16 protein-coding genes are annotated in these 20,374 nt (G+C 37.3%); 10 read left to right on the top strand and 6 right to left on the bottom strand.

Features of this window, described 5'->3' with window-relative positions:
• The first annotated feature begins 11 nt into the window (after positions 1–11).
• Positions 12–431 (top strand): DUF1801 domain-containing protein, encoded by a 420-nt coding sequence (locus ACZZZI_RS03380; protein ID WP_316759445.1) that lies wholly within the window; start codon positions 12–14, stop codon positions 429–431.
• A gap of 73 nt (positions 432–504) precedes the next feature.
• On the opposite strand, the gene purN is transcribed toward ACZZZI_RS03380, so the two are convergent.
• Entirely contained in the window at positions 505–1,083 is a 579-nt protein-coding gene (purN, locus tag ACZZZI_RS03375) for a phosphoribosylglycinamide formyltransferase (RefSeq protein WP_316759443.1), read from the bottom strand.
• Positions 1,084–1,325: 242 nt separating this feature from the next.
• On the opposite strand from purN, the gene rpsT reads away from it, so the two are divergent.
• Positions 1,326–1,580 (top strand): 30S ribosomal protein S20, encoded by a 255-nt coding sequence (gene rpsT / locus ACZZZI_RS03370; RefSeq protein WP_056871313.1) that lies wholly within the window; start codon positions 1,326–1,328, stop codon positions 1,578–1,580.
• A 70-nt stretch (positions 1,581–1,650) separates the two neighbouring features.
• On the top strand, positions 1,651–2,217 hold the full coding sequence (locus ACZZZI_RS03365) for a JAB domain-containing protein (protein ID WP_463488556.1): 567 nt from the start codon (positions 1,651–1,653) through the stop codon (positions 2,215–2,217).
• A 204-nt stretch (positions 2,218–2,421) separates the two neighbouring features.
• On the opposite strand, the gene ACZZZI_RS03360 is transcribed toward ACZZZI_RS03365, so the two are convergent.
• The 4 genes from ACZZZI_RS03360 to ACZZZI_RS03345 form a co-directional block, all read right to left on the bottom strand.
• A complete protein-coding gene (locus ACZZZI_RS03360) occupies positions 2,422–3,435 on the bottom strand; it encodes a site-specific integrase (RefSeq protein ID WP_463488555.1) in 1,014 nt (337 codons plus the stop codon).
• A complete protein-coding gene (locus tag ACZZZI_RS03355) occupies positions 3,413–4,354 on the bottom strand; it encodes a tyrosine-type recombinase/integrase (protein ID WP_463488554.1) in 942 nt (313 codons plus the stop codon). Before ACZZZI_RS03355 ends, ACZZZI_RS03360 begins: the two co-directional genes overlap by 23 nt.
• A 34-nt stretch (positions 4,355–4,388) precedes the next feature.
• Positions 4,389–5,735, bottom strand: coding sequence for a site-specific integrase (locus ACZZZI_RS03350; RefSeq protein WP_463488553.1), 1,347 nt, complete (start codon positions 5,733–5,735; stop codon positions 4,389–4,391).
• Positions 5,736–6,143: 408 nt separating this feature from the next.
• The gene (locus ACZZZI_RS03345) at positions 6,144–6,434 is read right to left on the bottom strand and encodes a HigA family addiction module antitoxin (protein WP_463488552.1); all 291 of its coding nucleotides are present in this window, start codon (positions 6,432–6,434) and stop codon (positions 6,144–6,146) included.
• A 570-nt stretch (positions 6,435–7,004) separates the two neighbouring features.
• Between ACZZZI_RS03345 and ACZZZI_RS03340 the strand changes: the two genes are divergently transcribed.
• The 3 genes from ACZZZI_RS03340 to ACZZZI_RS03330 all read left to right on the top strand — a co-directional run bounded on the left by ACZZZI_RS03340 (position 7,005) and on the right by ACZZZI_RS03330 (position 12,180).
• On the top strand, positions 7,005–8,201 hold the full coding sequence (locus ACZZZI_RS03340; protein WP_463488551.1) for a restriction endonuclease: 1,197 nt from the start codon (positions 7,005–7,007) through the stop codon (positions 8,199–8,201).
• Between the two features lie 104 nt (positions 8,202–8,305).
• Positions 8,306–8,671 carry a hypothetical protein gene (locus ACZZZI_RS03335; protein WP_463488550.1) on the top strand — a complete coding sequence of 122 codons (366 nt, stop codon included), beginning with the start codon at positions 8,306–8,308 and terminating at the stop codon, positions 8,669–8,671.
• Complete coding sequence (locus ACZZZI_RS03330) at positions 8,668–12,180, top strand: PIN domain-containing protein (protein WP_463488549.1); 3,513 nt, start codon at positions 8,668–8,670, stop codon at positions 12,178–12,180. The genes ACZZZI_RS03335 and ACZZZI_RS03330 overlap by 4 nt, the downstream gene beginning before the upstream one ends.
• Before the next feature lie 713 nt (positions 12,181–12,893).
• On the opposite strand, the gene ACZZZI_RS03325 is transcribed toward ACZZZI_RS03330, so the two are convergent.
• Positions 12,894–13,937, bottom strand: coding sequence for a DUF5677 domain-containing protein (locus ACZZZI_RS03325; RefSeq protein WP_463488548.1), 1,044 nt, complete (start codon positions 13,935–13,937; stop codon positions 12,894–12,896).
• Between the two features lie 709 nt (positions 13,938–14,646).
• Here ACZZZI_RS03325 and ACZZZI_RS03320 point away from each other — a divergent pair.
• The 4 genes from ACZZZI_RS03320 (at position 14,647) to ACZZZI_RS03305 (ending at position 19,733) form a co-directional block, all read left to right on the top strand.
• The gene (locus ACZZZI_RS03320; protein WP_463488547.1) at positions 14,647–15,798 is read left to right on the top strand and encodes a hypothetical protein; all 1,152 of its coding nucleotides are present in this window, start codon (positions 14,647–14,649) and stop codon (positions 15,796–15,798) included.
• 436 nt (positions 15,799–16,234) lie between these two features.
• The gene (locus ACZZZI_RS03315) at positions 16,235–17,332 is read left to right on the top strand and encodes an ABC-three component system protein (RefSeq protein WP_463488546.1); all 1,098 of its coding nucleotides are present in this window, start codon (positions 16,235–16,237) and stop codon (positions 17,330–17,332) included.
• Positions 17,314–17,829 (top strand): ABC-three component system middle component 2, encoded by a 516-nt coding sequence (locus ACZZZI_RS03310; RefSeq protein WP_463488545.1) that lies wholly within the window; start codon positions 17,314–17,316, stop codon positions 17,827–17,829. The genes ACZZZI_RS03315 and ACZZZI_RS03310 overlap by 19 nt, the downstream gene beginning before the upstream one ends.
• Complete coding sequence (locus tag ACZZZI_RS03305) at positions 17,826–19,733, top strand: hypothetical protein (RefSeq protein ID WP_463488544.1); 1,908 nt, start codon at positions 17,826–17,828, stop codon at positions 19,731–19,733. Before ACZZZI_RS03310 ends, ACZZZI_RS03305 begins: the two co-directional genes overlap by 4 nt.
• The last annotated feature ends 641 nt before the right edge of the window (positions 19,734–20,374 follow it).

Genomic DNA, 20,374 nt, shown 5'->3' with positions numbered 1-20,374 from the left:
CCTAGTTTTATATGGATATAGAAGCACAAATTGAACAATATATTGCTGGCCAAAGCGTATCGAAACGCATTGATATGCAAGCATTACATCAAGTTATTCTGCAATTAATGCCAGGTTGTAAATTATGGTTCCTGGATGGTAAAAATAGTGCGGGTAAAACGGTGTCTAATCCCAATATAGGTTATGGATCTCACACCATAAATTACGCCGACGGTAAAACTAAAGTGTTTTATCAAATAGGCTTGAGCGCAAACACAACTGGAATTTCTGTTTATATTTTAGGCATTAAAGATAAAAGTTATCTGGCCCAAGCCTTTGCTGAAAAAATAGGAAAAGCAAGCGTGACTGGATATTGCATTAAATTTAAAGCATTAAAAGATATAAATATTGATGTTTTAGAAGAAGCAATACTTTACGGACTGAAGTCGTAATTAAATAAAACCTACAGTAATCGTTTTTTGAAGATAGCTTGCTATAATACTTCAGATTTTAATTCAATAAAAATTATTTCTTAATTTTTTTAACAATACTTTCTACAATTCTTGGATAGTGCAAATGCTCTAGCTGTTGGCCTTTAAACTTAACCATTTCTAAATTATCGTTCTTATCTATTTTATACCTGGCCTGGTAAATGTATTCCCCTTCATCGTAGTTTTCATCAACATAATGAATGGTGATACCGCCTTCTGATTCGCCAGATGCAATAACCGCGTTATGGACATGATCTCCATACATGCCTTTTCCTCCAAATTTTGGTAAAATGGCTGGGTGTATATTTATAATTCTGCCTGGGTAAGCTGCAATTAAATTTTTAGGAATAAGCCAAAGAAATCCAGCGAGTACAATAAAATCTATATCGAGATTTTTGAGTAAATCAATAATTTCATCGGTTTTATAAAATTCGTTTTTATCGAAAATATGACTTGGGATTTCGAAATTATCTGCCCTTTGTAAAACATAGGCGTCGGCATTATTAGTTAATACCAAAGAAATTTCTGTATCGGTGCTTCTTTTAAAATGCTCCATTAGTTTTTGGGCGTTAGAGCCCGAACCTGAAGCAAATATGGCTATTCGTTTTTTCACTCAAAATTCGTTTTCCCCAAAAATAACATTTTTAGGCAGGTATTCTTAATAGATGATGTTTTTTATAACATTAATTTATTTGCTTAAAACTGCTAAAATTAATGTATTTTTGCAGTTCAAATAAAAGGATAAAAAAAATCAATAAAAAATTGAAAAGTGTTTTGTAATTTAAAAACATTAATCCTATATTTGCAACCCGAATTATAGGAAACGATTAGAAAAAAAATAAAGGCTAAATTAAAATGGCAAATCATAAATCTTCATTAAAAAGAATTAGAGCAAACGCTACAAAACGTTTACGTAACAGATATCAGGCAAAAACTACACGTACTTTTATTAAAAGATTACGTGCAGCAGAAGATAAAAAAACTGCTTCAGATTTATTGCCTAAAGTAATTTCTATGCTAGATCGTTTAGCTAAGAAAAATGTTATTCACAAAAACAAAGCAGCTAACAACAAATCTAAATTAACGAAATTCGTTAACGGTTTGAAATAAGCTATTTTATTACGATATTAGTGAAAGGCATCCCAACCAAAAGTTGGGATGCCTTTTTTTTATCTAAAAAATGGCAGATTACGAACAAAAAATCGGTATTAAGCTATGGGCCGAAGAAGACCGACCAAGAGAAAAACTCTTAAAAAATGGCCGCAGACATTTAACTGATGCCGAACTTATTGCAATTTTAATTGGCTCTGGCAATAGAAATGAAACCGCAGTTGATTTAAGTAAGCGAATTTTAAGCTTTTACGAAAATAACCTAACCAAACTGGGGAAAGCTTCTATCTCTGAACTTTCTAAATTTAAGGGAATAGGGGAGGCGAAAGCCATTTCCATCGTAGCGGCGCTCGAATTAGGCTTAAGGCGTAAAGAAAGCCCGGTTGATGAAATTATTCAGGTAACGGCATCAAGCGATGTGTATAAATATCTGCGTAATACTTTTGTACATCTTAATCACGAAGAATTCTGGATATTACTTTTAAACCGATCGAATAGAATTATTGGTAAATACCTAATTAGTAAAGGTGGGCAAGCTGGAACTGTTGCTGATCCTAAAATTATATTTAAAATTGGCTTGGAAAATAATGCTGCCTACATTGTAATGGCGCATTATGGAAAGAATTTTTTTATGTAAAGTAAATTCTAACTACTCGAATAATACCATCTCGGTGCAGATATATTCCCATTTTACTTTGCATAATATTTTTTTCTAATTTGAAATCTCTTGAGAATCAAATTTTCGGTTTCACTAAGTTTTGAGAATATATTGTTGGGAATTTTATACTGTGCGTCAAAATGCCCAATAGCTCAGTTTATAAATTGTTTAAGCTGAAACGAACTAAAACTTTTTAAGCCAGGATATGAGATCATCATTGTTTGACCATATTGCCTCTTCGTTCTCATTGACAGGAAAGTAAGCTTTTTCTAATGCTTCGCGTTTGTGCTTAGAATCTGCCCTGGCATAAATTTCAGTTGTTTGAACTGAGGTATGCCCTAATATATCTCTTATATAAACTAGATTAACACCTGCTTGGAGAAGATGCATCGCTTTGGAGTGCCGAAAAGTGTGGCAGCTGATACCATTAGGTATTAACATTTCATTTTCAATTCTTGCGATTTTGGCATATTTTTTAACTATGTGGTTGATTCCCGTCCTGGTAAGCTTTTCTTTTCTTACATTGGTAAATATTGGGTATCTATTTGCGTAAGATTCATCAAGTTTATTCTCTTTCAAATAATTTTGGAGAATGTTTAGTTGAGCTTCAAGCATTGGGACCAACCTAGTTTTCTTTCCTTTTCCAGTAACTTTAATAATTGGTGGTTTGTCAAAACGAACATCAGATGGGGTTAGATCGATAAGCTCTTGAACTCTCATACCTGTATCGTATAAAATCGATAAAAGCGCTAGGTCTCTACGACCTTTTTCAGTAGTTACATCAGGCTGTTTGAGCAACAGTTTTATACCATCGATCGTAAGATAGTTAATCGTTGCCTTTTTTGTTCTCTTGAATTTAATTGATAGTATTCTTTGGCACGTATGAATGTAATCGATGTTTTCATTCTGAAGGTACTTATAAAATGAGTGTATTGCTGCTAATCTAGAATTTCTGGTAGAGGCAGAACATTTTCTATTAGATTCCAACCAATCAAGAAAATCTAAAACGAGTTCTTTTGTGATATCTCTAATTGTAAGTTTTTCTGTTTTTATACTTTTTATATCTCTCGAATACCTTAATAATAATATGAAAGAATCTCGATAAGATGCAATTGTATTTATCCCAGCTCCCCTCTCATTTGGTAGATACTTTGTGATAAAATCAGATATGTATTTAGATAGATCTGTCGGATTCATACGCTTTAAACCTTGGAAATATATTAAGGGAAGTGGTATCCAGCTTAGCAAGAAGTTCAGGATACATTGCAGACGTTATTCGCACGTAGTGATTTGTAGATTCGATTGATGAGTGTCCTAAGTAATTTGATAATATTGGTAACGATACGTATGGGTCCATACCTTCTCGACTCATCTTCGCGAGAGCATTAACAGCAAAAGTGTGTCTGATATCATGTATTCTTGGTCCTTTCATTCTGCCTAAAAATGGAATACCTGCTATCTCGAGGCACATTCTAAATCTTGTTTGAATCAAATTGTATGATACTTTTTCACCATTTTTTTTAACAAAAAAATATTGTGACTCAACTTTATTAAATGGAAGCAGATTTCGGTATTCTAAAAATTGCTTGCATACAACAGCAAGCGTATCTGATATTGGTATTAGTCTTTCTTTGTTGTTTTTTGAGTCTTTTATTTTTATGATCTTTTGTTCTGGATAAACATCTTCAACTTTAAGAGCTAGAACTTCACCTATTCGGATTCCCGTGCCATATAAAACTCTAAATATTGCGGGGATTGAGATGAGTCCAGAATCAGGCCTAATCATTTTTACATTCATCTCATCGCATGCTTTAAATATGTTGGATATTTCTTTATCGGTATAAATGTAGGGTACAAAACCGCTGCGTTTATAGTAGGGTAGTTTTGGAAGATACGTGTCTATTCCTAATGCTTCTAGATACGAAGCAAACTGTCGTAAAATGCTTATTCGCGTGTACGTATAACTATGTGACTCATTGAAACGTGGAGCGCCCCAGATTTCTGAGAACTCCTTTGTAATTCCAGGCCCACTTTCAAAATTTTTCTTTGCGAGCTGCTCAATTTGTGCTAATATTATTTCTTGGGTTGAAAACTTGTAACCAAGCTTTCTTTTCATTTCAATGAAAGTTGACATATTAGACCAATAAATGTTATGTTGTTTTATCATAAAAAATTCCTCCTAATTGTTCATAAAAATCCCTGGAAATTGGCGTTACTTCTAATGCACAGGGTTCCATCGAATTAAGATCTATCTTGAGATAATATTTTTTTGTAGTTTCCGAATTCTTATGACCCAAAACCTCTGAGATTACCGATATACTTGTTTCTCCTTGCAATAGACGATATCCCAAGCTATGCCTAAGTGCATGTGGGCCAAATCTTCTTCCTTGAACCGATATTCCTGATTTTAAGAATGCTCTTTGTATTACATGAGTTATCACACCGCTATTAGTAAAGTGATTATAGGGAGATGTTTCATATAGTAGAAGATAGGGGTCTTCAGATTTTGGTCTAGCATATTTAAGATAATCTATAATTGCATTTCCAACTGCAGGTAGCAGAGGTAGTGAAACTTCTCGGCCAGTTTTTGACTGTATCATAGTTATGGTGTTATTTTCCCAATCTAAGTCAGAGAGTTTGAGTGCAGCAATGTCACCTGCTCTAAGTCCAAGCCTCGCAGCTAATAAAACAATGACATAATTGCGTTTTTCAATAGCACTACTTCTCGGAGTGGAATAAATAAGCTTTTCAACCTCCTCTTTTTGATAGATTGATGGAAGTTTGATTTGAATAGTTTTTTTGTAGACTGGGATTTTTTTAGAAAGGTCTGTGCCTGAAATTCCCTTCTCATGTAAATATCTCATAAAGACTCTGAGATAACATACAATTCGGTATGAGAGTGATTTCTCTTGAGGATCAGTAATAAAACCAATTATGATAGGCAAACTGATCTCCTCTGCCGAGGAAATTCTTTTCGTAATACAATATTTGAAAAATAATGAAAGATATGTCTCGTAAACTCGAACTGTATGTCTTGACAAAGCTTTCTCATCAATCAAGTATTGAAAAAAAAACAGAATGGTTTGACCAAGAGCCCCCTCAAATAAATTCTTTTTTCTGCGAGTTCCAATGTAAACTGTCATCTTTTTGTTTTTCGAAAATTCGGTTAAAAGATTGATAGCTTTTCTAAAACGCCACTCGCCGGATGTGAGCAAACCTAGCGGCTTCTCTCCATATTTGTGATATAATATAGATTCTGCAGCATTTTCATCGTATTGATAAATTTTATGCTTAGCCATTAGTGTCCGAGCCTGCTTCCATATTCGTAGAAAATTTCCTATACGAATTATGTCTGCTTTCACAATGAGCTCAAGATATTCTGTTGCCTCATCTATTAATTTGTTAAAAGCTGAAAGACGTTCTAGTCCTATACTTTCATATTTCAAATCGGATTTCTCTCGCCAATTTATTTGCAATTTTTTTTCTTTAGAATTCATATTTTCGAGAGAAAAGGTAATAGCCTCAATGGCCAAAAAATATAAGGTGATCGAAAGGTTTTTTTGTTTTTGTGAGCCATTTCGCACTGCAAGTATTTACATATTTATATGTAAATATTTTTAAAAATGGAATTTATATTTTCCCATTAATTTTTTTTGAAATGCAATAATTGACGAATTTTAAAAAATTATTTAAAAATAATACAATAACCTGTTAATCAGTATTTTGTATTTGGTAATTTAAATAAATCAAACGATTTTCGCAAAAGAAATATATAATAATGAAAGCAGTATTATACTGATTGCAGAAGAAAAACTATTACAAGGATCGAATGTAATAGCTCTGTTTTTTTGAGTAGATAATAGCTTTTATAGCTGTTGGGAGTTAAGGCCTACATTTTAAAACAATTATGTTATCTGTTGTCTAACTTTAGCGATCTGTAAATCATAATCTGCTTGCATACCGCACCAATATTCAGCACTTATATCTAATTTTTTTTGAATTTTAAGTGCGAGCTCTGAAGAAATTCTTTCTTTACCAGCAAAAATGAGGGTCAAGTTTTTGGATGAAATTCCTAAAGAAGAAGCAAATTCTTCTTTAGGAATTTTTCTCTCTTTAATTTCTTCCAATAAAAGGATTCCTGGGTGAAAAGCCTGAATTGCGATTTCAGCATTTTTAGAATTGATGACCTTTTTCATTTCGTCTAATTTTTAAAAATTAATTAATTTAAGTTTAGCAAATATTGTAAGGGCAATTGAGCGCTTGTTATTTGTTATGTTCCGCCTACAAAATAACTGCTTTACAAACCTATATATTCACAATGAAATTCTTATGCAAATGACAACTGCTATTAAGCGAGTTGTTCTAGATGCTGGCGCTAAATTAATTTTCATAATCCAGACGTTTAATTTGTCATCATTATTTTCACATCATGAATTTATAATTCAATCTTGTAAAGACAAAGATATTAGAAGTTATTATTACAAGCCTCAAATTTGTATGTATCAAGGTGAGTAAATTTCGGAGTAATACTTTTAAGTGTTCGAGTTGACTTTTTTGAAATACCTTAGATTTGTATTAATGAACATTAATAATTCAAGTTGGAGGAGTCAATTATTGAAATAATTGTTGGTTTGAGATCTTCTAGCGTTTTGACGCTTTTTTAATCAAAAATAACGAATAGAATTACATATAGATTTATGTTACTCAAGTGATATCATTGGGTTTCCGGCTATAACCCTCTACCAACTATTTCGTATATTTCGCTTATGAAACAATTTAAATCTGATGTCCAGTATATGGTAGTCGGCTTTGGTGGCGCTGGTGTCCAAATTGGCAAAATGCTTGTTAAAAACGGTTTTCCAACGTCAAGAATACATTTATTTGATACCGATAAACTACAAATTGAGAATAATGGTCCATCAGGCAGGTATCTATTGGGTGAGAAACAATTGAAAGGTAGAGGAACACATACAAATACCCATCTTGGTAAAAATGCATTCGAGGACGGTAAAGTGTATCTTGATAGACTCTCAGAGGAGGATTGTCTATACATTATTCTAGGAGCATTCGGTGGAGGAACTTTTAGTGCAATGGCTCCGCTATTTGCTCAAACATTAAATTCAAAAAGCAAAAAATTCATTGTTGTTGCCAAATGGCCTGACGGAGAGGAAGCTATACATAAAGGCATTGCTCACCAAGCTTTAAATGTCTTAAATGATAGTACCGATAAAGTTTTATTGTATAAAGGCGAGGTTGTAACTACTGAAATTAATAAGTATGGTAAAGAAGTAGGTTACTTTGAAATCAATAAGAGAATAGTTATTGATATAAAAGATCTGCTCAACACACATTCGAATCGAATTATTCCAGCTAACAGTCGGGAGGAAATTGAACTTCAGGATAATTTTCTAAGAATTAAGGCCTATGTTAGCGGCTCTGATTGGCTTATTGGGGAAGACGATGATGCACTTTATCTAACCCGCGCTAATGTGGCTTTGCTAGATACCATTCATAGTGGTCACACTGCCCTTTATATAAACACACCAAGAAAATTTGAGGAGCTAACTGCCGAAATATTCAAGAGTGCTGGTTATGATACTATCCTGACGGCTGCTACTCGTGACAAAGGTGTAGATATTCTTCTTGAGATGCAAAATCCATTCAGTAGCCCATTAAAAGCTGTGGTACAAACGAAAATGAAAGGCAAGGGTAAAAAGATTCAGCGTCCTGAGGTTCAACAATTACATGGATCAAGATCAGGAGCAGATAGAGCCTTGTTTGTTAGTTCTGTTGAGTACTCAAAAGATTCAATTCATTTCGCAAAGGAAGAAAAAATAGACTTACACCAATTTTTTGATCTTCTCAATGAATATAAACGGAATTATGAAGGTAAGGTTTTGCAATTTCCAAAATCTAATAAAACAAGCGATTCTTGTATAGAAGAAGGGGATGAGCAATACTAAACTTATATGTTTACTATTTGTTTACTTTTTAAGAAAGTGTCTGAACAAATATCAGTGTATGATTAGAGAATGCAATATTAGTTTATTGTTGAGAATTCACAAACATGAATCATGGAGGATTTACTAATTTTGAATTGACCATCAAATTTATGAGTAAAAGGAAAGAAAAAGCCCCTCTGGAAGTTGTTAAGCGTTTGGCGCCTAAGTTAGAAACTTTGCGGCTGCTTTTTGGTCTGTCTGGAAACTGTTGTGCCTTTGATGGTTGTTCGAATAGATTGTTTAACGATAATAATAAGCTTGTAGGGCAGGTTTGTCATATTGAGAGTGCATTGGCTGGGGGGAACGTTTCAATCCGGATAGCAGTAATGAGCAGAGGCGGTCTTTTGAAAATTTGTTGGTGCTTTGCTATGAGCATCACATTGAAACGGATGATGTTATTAGTTATCCTACAGGTCGGTTGTTGGAAATGAAGACTGCTCATGAAAAGTTGTATTCTGGGAAATTTAACCCGAATCAATTACAGTTGGATGATGCTTTTGAGCGGGAGATGCAAAAATCGCTAATTAGGATTGAAGACAATACTATTGGCATTCAAAATGTTCAATCGGAGCATGGTGAGGTGCTTTCTGATGTGCAGCAGATGCTAAAGCAGATAGTCTCTGGTGTAGTTACTGGTGGTAATTCAAAATCTAATCTAGGAAGTAGGATTGAAGAGATTGATGCGGTCCGGATAGAGGGTAAGCAGCAAGCTGCAATTTTATTATTTGAACAATTAAAAGAGGATAACTGGTCGCTGTTATCTGATCATGAGAAATATAGAACGATTGCATCAATAGGCTTATGTCATTTTGACTTGGGCGAGCTAAAGAAAGCTGCATCACTTTTTATTGAGGCTTTGGCTTATGACCAGGAAAATATTAAAGCAATTAACTTGGGTGTTTTAGGTTATTCAATATTGGAGGAGAATGATCTTGCAAAAACTTGGATTGATAGGGGTCTGACAATTGATGGGGAATATGCAAGTATTTGGGCAGCTAAGGTTCGTCTGGCTTTGGAGGTTAAACCGGAGAGGTTACTAGAGGAAATACCATCTAGTCTGAAAAAAAATCCTGATGTCGCTTTTGAAGTAGGAAGGCGTTTTTTGATAGTAGGTGATTTCAATGAAGCCATTCGGTGGATGAAGAGTTCGGCCAAAAACTGCACTGAGGGTCAGTCCGAAGTGATTAATGGAACTCTGGCAACCGTAATTTTACAGTCTATTTTCGATCAATTCATTCTGGAGTCTGGTCAGGTGAGTGCCCAGCATAAAGAGGAGGCTAAATATATTATCCATCTCTATGATAAGGCTTGGAGCTGTATTGAAGGTACGGATGCGAAAAAAACCAAAGTATCGTATCTGCTCAATCGTGGGATTGCCAAAAAGATTAATGATGACCTGGATGGTTTTTACGAAGATTCACTACTCGCCTCGATAATTAACCCGGATTACCAAACGCTAGATCACTTTTTAAAGGTTTGCTTGGAACTCGGGAAACATACTAAATTTTCTGAAACTACCTTAGCTTTACGAAATTTGGCCAGTGAGGCTCAAAAACTTGAGCTTGATTACTGGGATGCTCACCTGTTGTTAAATCTGAATAAGATTCAAGAGGCGGAAGCTGAATTTAGCCGGCTATTGGAACTCAATTTGCCTGAGAAAACCAAGATTATGGTACTTTTAGATTATGTGGGCTTACTGATGTATACGGAACGTTTCGCAATGGCTGATGATTTAGTATCTCAGTTGGAAATGCTCTTGCCAGATAGAATTTCAACGTGGGTACTTAGAGCAAGGGTAGAAGATAGGTTGGGCAGAAAAGATATTAAGATAGGTCTGTGCGAAGTTGCGGAGCGGGTTGATGCATCGATGAGTAAAGCGGAGATTGAACTTTTGGTTAAAAATTTACTGGAATACGACTTGATAAAACCAGCTATCATTTTGCTAGAGATTATTACAGACTTAAAAATTTATACACGTTATACCGATCAGTTATTGCGTCTGTATTATCATAGCGGCGAAACGTCAAAAATTTTATCTTCTTGCGAATATTTATTACAAAAGTATGGACCAATTCGTCACTGTACTGAATTGACTTCCTATGTTTACGAGCGAATCAGGAATGAAGTTAAAGCCATTCAGACTTGTAGGGAGTATTTGGAGGTTTATCCTGATGATCAGCAGATTCGCTACCGGTTAGCGTCTATTTATTTTCGCTTGAAGGATATAAATAATTTAAGGGATCAGATGGGCTATTTTGAGTATTTGGACAGTAATCTGTCTATGAGAGTACAGTTTACTCTTTGTGAATATTTGGTAATGAGCGGTTTTGAATCCAGGGGCTTCAACTTTGCGTATGAGGTACGACGACGCTTTTTTGAGGAAGGACTGACGCATGATACTTTTATTTATTTGAGTATGGAGATGAAAACGCTCGGGAAAGTTTCTGTTAACGCTAGTGTTATTGAACAGGATTGTGTTGTGCTGGTAAGAGGGAATGGTAAAGAACAAATTTTTATCATCGAAGACAGACAGGACGGTATCTTTTCAAGAGGCGAGGTAGACATTCGCTCATTTGAGGCTACAGCTTTGTTAGGGAAATCAGTTGGGGATAGGTTGTACCTGCATGAAAGTTATCCTGATGATGTTGTTGAGGTATGCCAAATCCAGCATAAGTTTAATTATGCGGTTTCTGAGAGCTTTAAACTTATACAAGGGCCGATGGCATCCAAGACGAGTTTTAAAAAGTTTTCCATTCCTGAAGGTACCCCAGAAGGTGATAAAGGAAAGGTGATGCTTGAAATGCTTGATGGTATAGCTCAGCAGGGGCGCCAAATTGATGTGCTTTTCGAAAAAGGTCAGTTGCCTTTAGGGGCCATAGCGAGCTTAAAAGGAAGAAATGTTATAGACATTTGGAAAGAAGTCATTTCCACCCCTGGCCGGGAACTTATTAACACCGGGCCAAAGGAGGAGATTGGTCTGGTGCATGTAATATTAGCGGATCAGGTGCCAATCGTTATTGATGTTATTTCTATCATGACCTTATTTTCGCTTGGTCTGGAGGGTCTTTTAAGCAAACTTCCAAATAAAATCATTGTACTTAAATCTTCACTTGATGAAATTGATGGCCATTTAAATGATTTACAGTTAAAGTCTGCGGGTTATGTATCTATTGAGAAAATTGACGGAGAATTTGTTCGAATTATCACTACCGCGGAGGAAATAGTGGCGGAGATGAATAAAATCCGAAAAATAATTGATTGGATAGTGTCTCACTGTGAAGTAGTACCTTGCACAGCGGCCTTAAAGATAAATGATAAGGTTCGCCAGGAATATCAGGAAAATTTTGGAGAGAGTTTTATAGATACGATGCTCACCGCAAAAGAAATGAATGCACTTTTGTTTTCTGAGGAAATGCTGTTAAGACAAATCGCGATGCATGAATACAAAGTGTCAGGAATGACTTGCTTTATTTTGCTATTGCATTTAAGGCAGATGGATCTCATAACGCATCAACACGTTGGTGAGGCTTGTATATCGCTTATGGATATGCATTACAATACTTTACCAGCTAATAAGGGTATTTTACTAAAAATTGTTGATAGGGAGAATTATGTATTATCCCCCGCTTTAAGTTTTGCAATAGAGGGTTTGGCTTCAGAATATCTTAATGTTCATGCCTCAATTGCAAATTCGATTTGGTTTATTGTTGATTTGTACAAAATCAAGCTAAAAAATAATTCTGAAGAAAATGAAAAATCCCTTTCGGCAATTGTTTGCAAAGTTTTATCTGTGATGGCCTCTCGATGGCAGCCTGAGTCCTTCAAGGAATTGTTTATAAATAATATCAAAAAAGCTTTGAGGGAAGAGCAGTCCAAGCTTGCAGTTATTGCTGTAGAAAGTTATTTTAAAAATTTAAACCTTGATAAAAATAGTGAGTGATCGGGTCTATATTCATTCCTATAGTTGCGTTCCCTTCAAGCAGTTAGCCTAGGTCCTAAAATGTAGCTGTTCTAAGACAAATCAATCCATCTGACCCCTTACACCAATTTACTAACAAACTGGAAAGTATAACATTACAAAAATTTTATTTCTGGTGAAAGAGTGTCAATCTACTCTTGTTTATCCCCTTTATTATCAAACACGCCCACAATATATGTATAAATCGGTCTTCAGAATATATCTGGCGACACAATTGTTAAAGGTCTTGAACGGAAGTTTTACCGACAAAATGTTTCTGTTCCATATCAAGAATGAGATTTATGGGCAGCTTGTGGAAATAAAATATCTCTATTTCAGAAAACCTGCAAAAATATGCGGATTGATGCATTTGAAGGTATGGATTATTTTTAAATCTTGCTGAGCTGGTTTCAATCATGGCGATCGTAGATTTTATCGCCTCGAACCTGCACCGTGCGTAAAATTCAAATTCCTGCCTGCTCGTTATTGGATTGGTCAGGTATTAGAGTGAAACTGATTTTTTTGTTTGAGGTCAGCTTGCCTATTGGGATTTGTTTCTGCTAAGCAAAAAACTGGTTTTCATAAACGCTGTACTGCAAGATTTTTAACGACATTTGGTGAGCGTTTCGATGAACGGGGCTGGGGAAGAAGTTATGGAATGGCACTCCTCGTTTCCCATCATCTATGGTTCCTTTTCAGTTTTCTTCATTCTCCAGTTTATCAAATTCGGTTATTGTCTCTTTTTGGAAGAACACCAGAAGTTCATCTAGTATGCCATGCATCAGCGAATCCTCCATGGAAAGCAGGGTACTGCTCATTTCAACCAGTGAATAGGTCGTGAACTGCACTGGATCCAAAAATCCGCAGTCGTTTGGCCCGGTGAGCAAAAAATGCTGTTCGCTATCCCTGAGACTGAGTTTTTCATTGTTTGCCGAAGCGCCAGAATGCACGTTTTCGCTTGCCCAGGCATAGACCATGCGCAGGTGGTCGAGCTCAACGAATTCCTCAATACCTCGGATATGCCGTTGACCCTTGGGCAGATAGTCCATCGTCCAGCCGTAGCCTTCTGCATATTCCTTTCCATAAAGGGAGATAAGTTCATTTCGCTGATTTTCTAGTTCGTCCAGTTCATGTTTTTCCAGTGGCTCAAATCCAAGGCGTTCACATCCCTTCATGTATTCTTTGGCTTTTTTATACTTGTCCATCACCTCAAATCTGTTATACATGTGGATCGTCCCGTAGTCTGCTTGGTAGAGGAAGAGAAAGGTAATGCAGATTTCGTGGAGCGTCCGCCACCTTGCATGTGCGCCGTCGGCGTAGCCGCTAGCGACCATCGTCCTTACTTCGTTGGCCACCTGGCAGCCCCTTACATGCAGGGAAATCAGGGTGTCCAGTTTGGTGTGGTCATCGATGTTATCAAAAAAGGTATAGTATTTATTGTAGCAAATCGATGATATCTTGCTGTTGAGTTCGATGAAGCCGCCGAACAGCGCAAGTCCGGTCTTATATCTAGAACTGATGTTTTTGATGATCTTTCGCTGTTGTTTCGCGTTATCGTTGGTGCTGCTAAGGCAATAACGCGAGATTTCATCCGCCATTCCTTTGGTGAGTTCAATTATGAGACCTTCGGTTTTTTTCGCCATTAGTTTCTCAAATTCAGCGTCAGTCCCCTCGAAAGTTTTCCTTCTTTCGGCTATCAAATCCTTTAGCAGATTTTCGATATAATAAGGCGTATCCATATGTGGCATATATTTTTTCCTAAGATAGTATTTATCCGTGCCTGAAATTTCAGCTTTGAAAAGTTTGTTACAAGCATCACAAACTGCTGTTTGGAAAAATCTTATATATGCGCATGCCTTCCCTCCTTGTCGTCTTAGAAATTGGGGGCAGGTTCACTGCAATGGCGCTTTTTTCGGCTTAGATTAAACCTGTGTATTGTCTTTTTTTGTTTAAATCGAAAAAAAGTCTTACCAAAGAAGAAAGTACAATGGGTAGATGCTTAGCTGACATGTTTTTTTTTAAAGTTTCATCCTTTCGAAAAGTATAAGGGACTTTAGAAAATAACGAAATAATAAGTTCAGATAATAATAAGTAATCAAATTCTTTAGGCTGCCAAACAGCGGTTGCTAATTTTTTGTTCGTTTGATTTTCTTGTTCATGTATATATGATGGCTTAAGGAAGGTTTCTCGAGTGGGATTTGCGGAGATCGGTTGCGAGGTGGTTTATCTATGGCATATCCTGGTGGTGGCCATGGGCGCGGGGGAGCGTGGGCTGGACGGGAGGCCGTTGCTTTTTCGGCACGCTCGATGTTTTTGTGAGGTCTATGACTTACATTCCGATCTTTTTGTTTTTGGAGATTTCTCTTAGCTTTACGTTTGCGCTCCTCTAGCGGTCGGTAAATGACTGCCTTTTTTGCATTTCGCATTATTTAATAATTATTTTTTCTTATGGGTGTAGTAAGCCATTGCGTGAGGTGCCTAAATTGCGGCGCCAAATACCGTCTAAGATATAATGTAGGGAACAAGTTTCCCCAGACTGCGACCTTTCCCTGCGGGGACTGTGGAGAGGATCTGACAGTCGGCGTCGACAAAACCGAAAAGGCCTGGATTGAAATCAATGTGGAGGAGGTCGAAGCGGATAGGACGCTGAAGGTCGTAAATCTGCATCCAGAAGTAATGATCGATCCTGATCAACTTCATGACCCTATGTACTTTCCATCGATCGATTCCCTGATGAAGCAGAGGACAAAAGGTAATTCTGGTATTTTCAATTTCAAACAGGCACAGCTTAGCTGCGTACTCTACCAGGAGCACTGGGACAAGGTCAAAAAGGATCTAAGATACCTGAAAGAGAAGCGTTGGAATCTGCTTGAAGAAGAGTATGGGAAGGATAAGGCCGAAGTGGAGGACAGAGTGATCGGAGAGGTCATCCGTACGGTGGATTACTTTCTACTGGGCGAGTGGAGAAAAATGTTCCCAGGAATAAGGGCAGAGCTCAAAATGGTTATGGAACATATCGGCTTCCAAGGGTTCAAAGCCTATCTTCTGGAAATGTCCGATGATGTCTTTTACAACAAGATGTATGGGGTGATGACCCGTTACAGGGACATCGAATCTGTTCTGTTGCCGACGCTTTTAGATCAAAAGTGCGGATTTACCCCCGAGGGCGTATCCTCGAAAATTGAATGGGACACCATCAAACATTTCTATGGCGAGGTGTATGAGATCATCGGGGATATGATGGTGGTTCCATCGGCAATGAACAACCTGATTGTCCGAGGGGATTTCAAGAAGTTCGCTTCGCCTGGCTTTGACTTGGAAAAGTACATTGATACGGACAAGGCTGGAAGAAATGCCAATTTCTCGCACAATGCGGCATTGGAATGCTTGGGGAAATTCTATGTAGCTGGGATCCGAAATGGTACCCACCATGAGGCTAGTACCTTTGATAAGGCCACTCAGACTATTACTCTCCGCACAGGTAAGGGCGGCAAAATTCTCAAGACCTTGCAATTAATAGATTATATCGCCCATTGCAACGAGCTCTATGCAAGGTTGCTGATTATTTTCAGAATGTACTCAACTCTGACCAAGGGCTAGTGAGTTTCACATATTATCTATGCATGACTTGGGAAATTCCTCCGTTATCAGCTGCTGGGTGAATCTTTGCTGGAAAGGTTCGGGCAGGGGCACGATGGCGCCCATGCCAGTAGCAGGTCGGCGGTTTCTTCGATTGTCGTTTCCATAGGCTACGGTAGTCTGTGGGCCTAAATGGGATTTTAGCTTTTGGTTACGGTATGATAACGGATTATGGCGTTGATTGTTGGATTGGACTTGGTTCTTTTTAGCACAGGATGGGACAGTGAGAGCAGGCAAAGTCTTAAGGAATGTAGTTTTTTGGTTAAATTTATTTGGTGTTGAAAAATACTTTATTGCATAGTCTTATTTTGCTAAAAATACATCACTCAGAATTTTGATTTGCTAATCATATGTCTAACTTAGCATTCGGTTAAAAGAATCAATTTGCCGCTTTTCAATGTCTCTCATTCCAGTAACCGATTTTCCGAAGCCCGCGAGTATTGGCATGCTTTCCAATCAGGATATCCTATTTGGGGCATACATACCTGCTATCGATAGGATTAAAGTACTGTCGCCTGACCAGTTTGAAGACATGATCCGTGAATGGGTAACCGGCTTTCTGATGAAAAACGGAACGTATGCCTCTTGTAAAAAGTGTTCTGGTGCGGGAGATATGGGAAGGGACGTGATTGCAACCGTAGACAGTAGTCAATGGGACAATTACCAGAGCAAACATTATGGAGATCCTTTAGCACCATCGGAAATTAACAGTGAACTTGGGAAATTGGTCTATTACACATACCATAAAAAATATACTCTGCCAAGGAGGTATTATTTTGTCTCTCCAAAAGGTGCGGGCCCAAAATTTAATCAACTTCTCGAAAATCCAGATCTACTGAAATCACAACTTGTTGAAAACTGGGATAAACATTGTAAGGATAAAATCAGTTCTAAAGAAGAAATTGTTCTAGATGAGAAATTATTGGCCCACCTAAATTCTATTGATTTTTCAATATTTGGAAGTTATGACCCGCAACAGCTTATAGATGAGCATGCCCAGACCCCATACCACGCCGGCAGGTTTGGCGGTGGTCTAAAGAAAAAAAGAGAAATTGTTTCGGCACCTCCGACTGGCATAAAGCCAACGGAATCGGTTTATATCAACCAGTTGTTCAGAGCCTATAGCGAACATGCTGGAAGAAAAATAGCTAATGTTGAACATTTCACCGAAGGGGATGAGTTCGAAGGCCATTTTCAGAGGCAGCGGTTGGGCTTTTATTCTGCTGATTCATTGAATCAATTCAGTAGAGACAGCCTTTCTCCTGATATAGACTATTTTGAAGATTTGAAGGAAGAGTTCTATAAGGGTGTGATTGATGTCGTTGAAGAGACACATACTAGTGGATTTGAAAAATTAAAGGCAACTACAAATTTTGCTAAACAGTTAGCGATTAGTTCAAGCCCACTTGTTAATCATCTACGTGTAGATGACCGGGTAGGTATTTGCCATCACCTTGCAAATGAAAACAAAATAACATGGACAAAAGAGAGCTAAGCCATACAGAGAGGAATGTCAAGTTGTTCAATTCTCCCGTAGAGATAGGTCTACGTTGTCTTGTAGTGTTGTCTCGTTTTACTGGTGAAGCATTGTCAATGGATAAGCTTGTCTATTTAGACTATATGCTCATCCACTCAGGTGATGTGGCAACGGAGGTCAAAAGCCTTCACCCTAAATACCCGTTTAGGAGTACAGAGATCATTGTCAAAAGAGAAATACTCGCAAATGCATTAAAATTGCTAATAAGCAGGGAGCTGGTTACAACTGTATTTGCTTCAACTGGCATCGCTTACAAAGCGAGTGAGGTAGGAAGTAAGGCAATTGAATATCTAGATAGTGATTATGCTTCAAAGTTACGTGGATTGGCTGAATGGCTCCATAACACTTATGATAAGTATTCTGAGGAGCAACTTTCCGAGCTTATCAACGGCAATCTACAGAAATGGGGAAGTGAGTTTTCCAATGAATCAAAATTTAGAAATCTTTTTGAATGAACAACGGCTTTTACATTAAGCGCCTAGCACTTATGGGCTACGGCAAGAAAATGGCTTCGATCGATTTTACTACCGGTCTGAATGTCGTAGCGGGTGCATCTGATACGGGGAAAACGTTCATTTTTCAATGTATTGACTTTATGATGGGAGCTCAGAAGGTTCCCAAGCCCATAGATGAGAGCGAAGGCTATGAAACTGTCTTTTTGGTATTAGGGACGCATCTGGGTGAAAAATATACGCTAAAGAGGAAGATCATCGGAGGCAATTTCCAAATCAAAGAAGGTGAGATGGAAAGCGATAAGGTGTATTTGGAATATGGTGACCGGTTAACACTTGGAGCCAATAATATTTCTACATTTCTGCTTTCTCTGTCGGGACTGGAGAATGTGCAGCTGAGAAAAAATGCACAGAATGCAAAAGTTAGGCTGAGCTTCAGGGACATTGCTGGATTATGCCTTATTGACGAAAAAACTATTATTACGGAGGACTCACCAGTATACCATTCTGGCGAAGCCATACAAAGGACTAAGGAGCAATCGTTATTTTACTATTTTTTAGCGGGAAAGGATGCAACCGAGCTAGCTGAGACTGAAGACCCCAAGGTATTAAAGAATAAAATTGCTGGGAAGATCGAACTTGTGAAAGAACTGATAGTTAGAACCCAAAAGAAACTTGATGAGTTCGAGGGGCAGAATATTGAGCAGCTCCACGCAGAGCTAGAAAATCAATATGAAAACCTTAACCTTGAATACAAAACCACGATAGAAGAGATCGATAAACTACGCAATGAAAAGTCCACCTATTTTAAACAAATAGAAAAACTTGAGAGCAAAAAGCTATTTAATAAAGAACTTCTCGAAAGGTTTCAGCTATTAGACAAACATTATACAAGCGACAAAGAAAGACTGGAGTTTATTGCGGAAGGTGGTTTTTTGTTTAACCAACTCAACATTGTAGCCTGTCCAGTGTGCGGATCGAAAATGGACGACACGCACGAGGCACACCTTTCCCAATTCGAGCAGGACAATGAAAATTTTGAGGCCTCGCTACAGAATGAGCTTTCTAAGATAAGCTTAAAGCAGTCCGAACTTAAGGAAACGATTTTAAAGTTGAAATCGGACAATACCGCACATGACCTTCTGTTGAACAAGATAAAAAAGAAGTTGGAGGCAATCAACATGTCCCTGGGCAATTCCTTAGCGCCGGTCAGCCTAACTTTGAGGGAACGCCTCAATATACTATCTGATGAACGGGCGAAAGTCGACCGCTTCAATTCTTGGAAAGGTGACATCAATGCATACAATGCACAGCTGAACCAATTGAATCAAACAGGGGGTAAAAAAATCAAGGAAGTTGAAACTTACAATGCTGAAAAGGAGCTGTTATTCGTGGAATTTTGCAAGACAATCGAAACAGTACTTAACGAATGGCAGTTTCCCAATATAACGACACTGACATTTGATTCAGCAACCAGGGTGTTCGACATAAAAATCAATAATAGTCCAAGATCTACAAGTGGTAAAGGCTATCGAGCAATAACCTATACAGCATTTATCTATTCGTTGATGAAGTTTTCAATCGAGAAAGACCGAAACCATCCGCGTTTTGTAGTATTCGATTCTCCATTGACAACGTTTAAAGATAGAGATTCGATAATCCAAAATTCGAAGGATAAATTAGAGGGTAATATTGAAACCGCATTCTTCAAATCTCTATCAAAAATGGCTGCCACCCAACAGGTAATTATTCTGGAAAACAAAGAGCCCGAGGAAACTTTGGTAGATACCATCAACTACATTCACTTTTCCAAACAAGCAGGTTCGGGACGTTTTGGTTTTTTTGAAATTGAAAGCGCCGATGATAGCGAAAATGTAAATCCGGATGACATGACAGACCTGATTTAGCACCGTCCGGATTAACTGTTCAGAAAATATCCAACAAAGTACATCGTGATGTGTGTCACCAAAATAAACCAGATCAAATAATAGATTATGGAAACATTGAGGACAAGATCGGAAAGGTTCAAGATGGACTTACTGATTCCTTATGTCAAGTTATTGGCTATCAGGTATCGTAACCCTGGCATGGATTTGGAAGAATATTTGGTTGCGAGTAAATAGTCTTTGTTTTCAATTGGGGCTGTTTTCTACAATGATATTGTTTTGGCAATATTTTCAATTTTTTTTGAATGGATATCCTCGGTTTCTATAAACTCGAATTTTCCTTCTTCGTTAATACCTACTTGGAACTAATTTCGCATCACAAGTTCAAGCTGGATGTCCGTTACCGATTACAATCTAGATGATTCTTCCTCAATTTTAACAACTTATGCTCATATTATCCAAGTTAAATTTCCCGCCTTTGTTCTTTAAAATGATAATTTTGATAAAATAACACTTTAATTTATTAAAATGGTAATAAAAAATCTGATGGAGTTAGTTGGCTAAGATAATAATCCCAAATTTTCGAAGCTAGATCAGAACTTAAATAATTTCTATATGAGAGTGAAAGAGATTAATTTTGCTTTTGTATATTTGAAAATAAA

It is taken from the genome of Pedobacter sp. AC190 (assembly GCF_979258025.1).
Note: the sequence above shows the minus strand (reverse complement) of the source record. Positions and strands in the feature narration are given on the sequence as shown.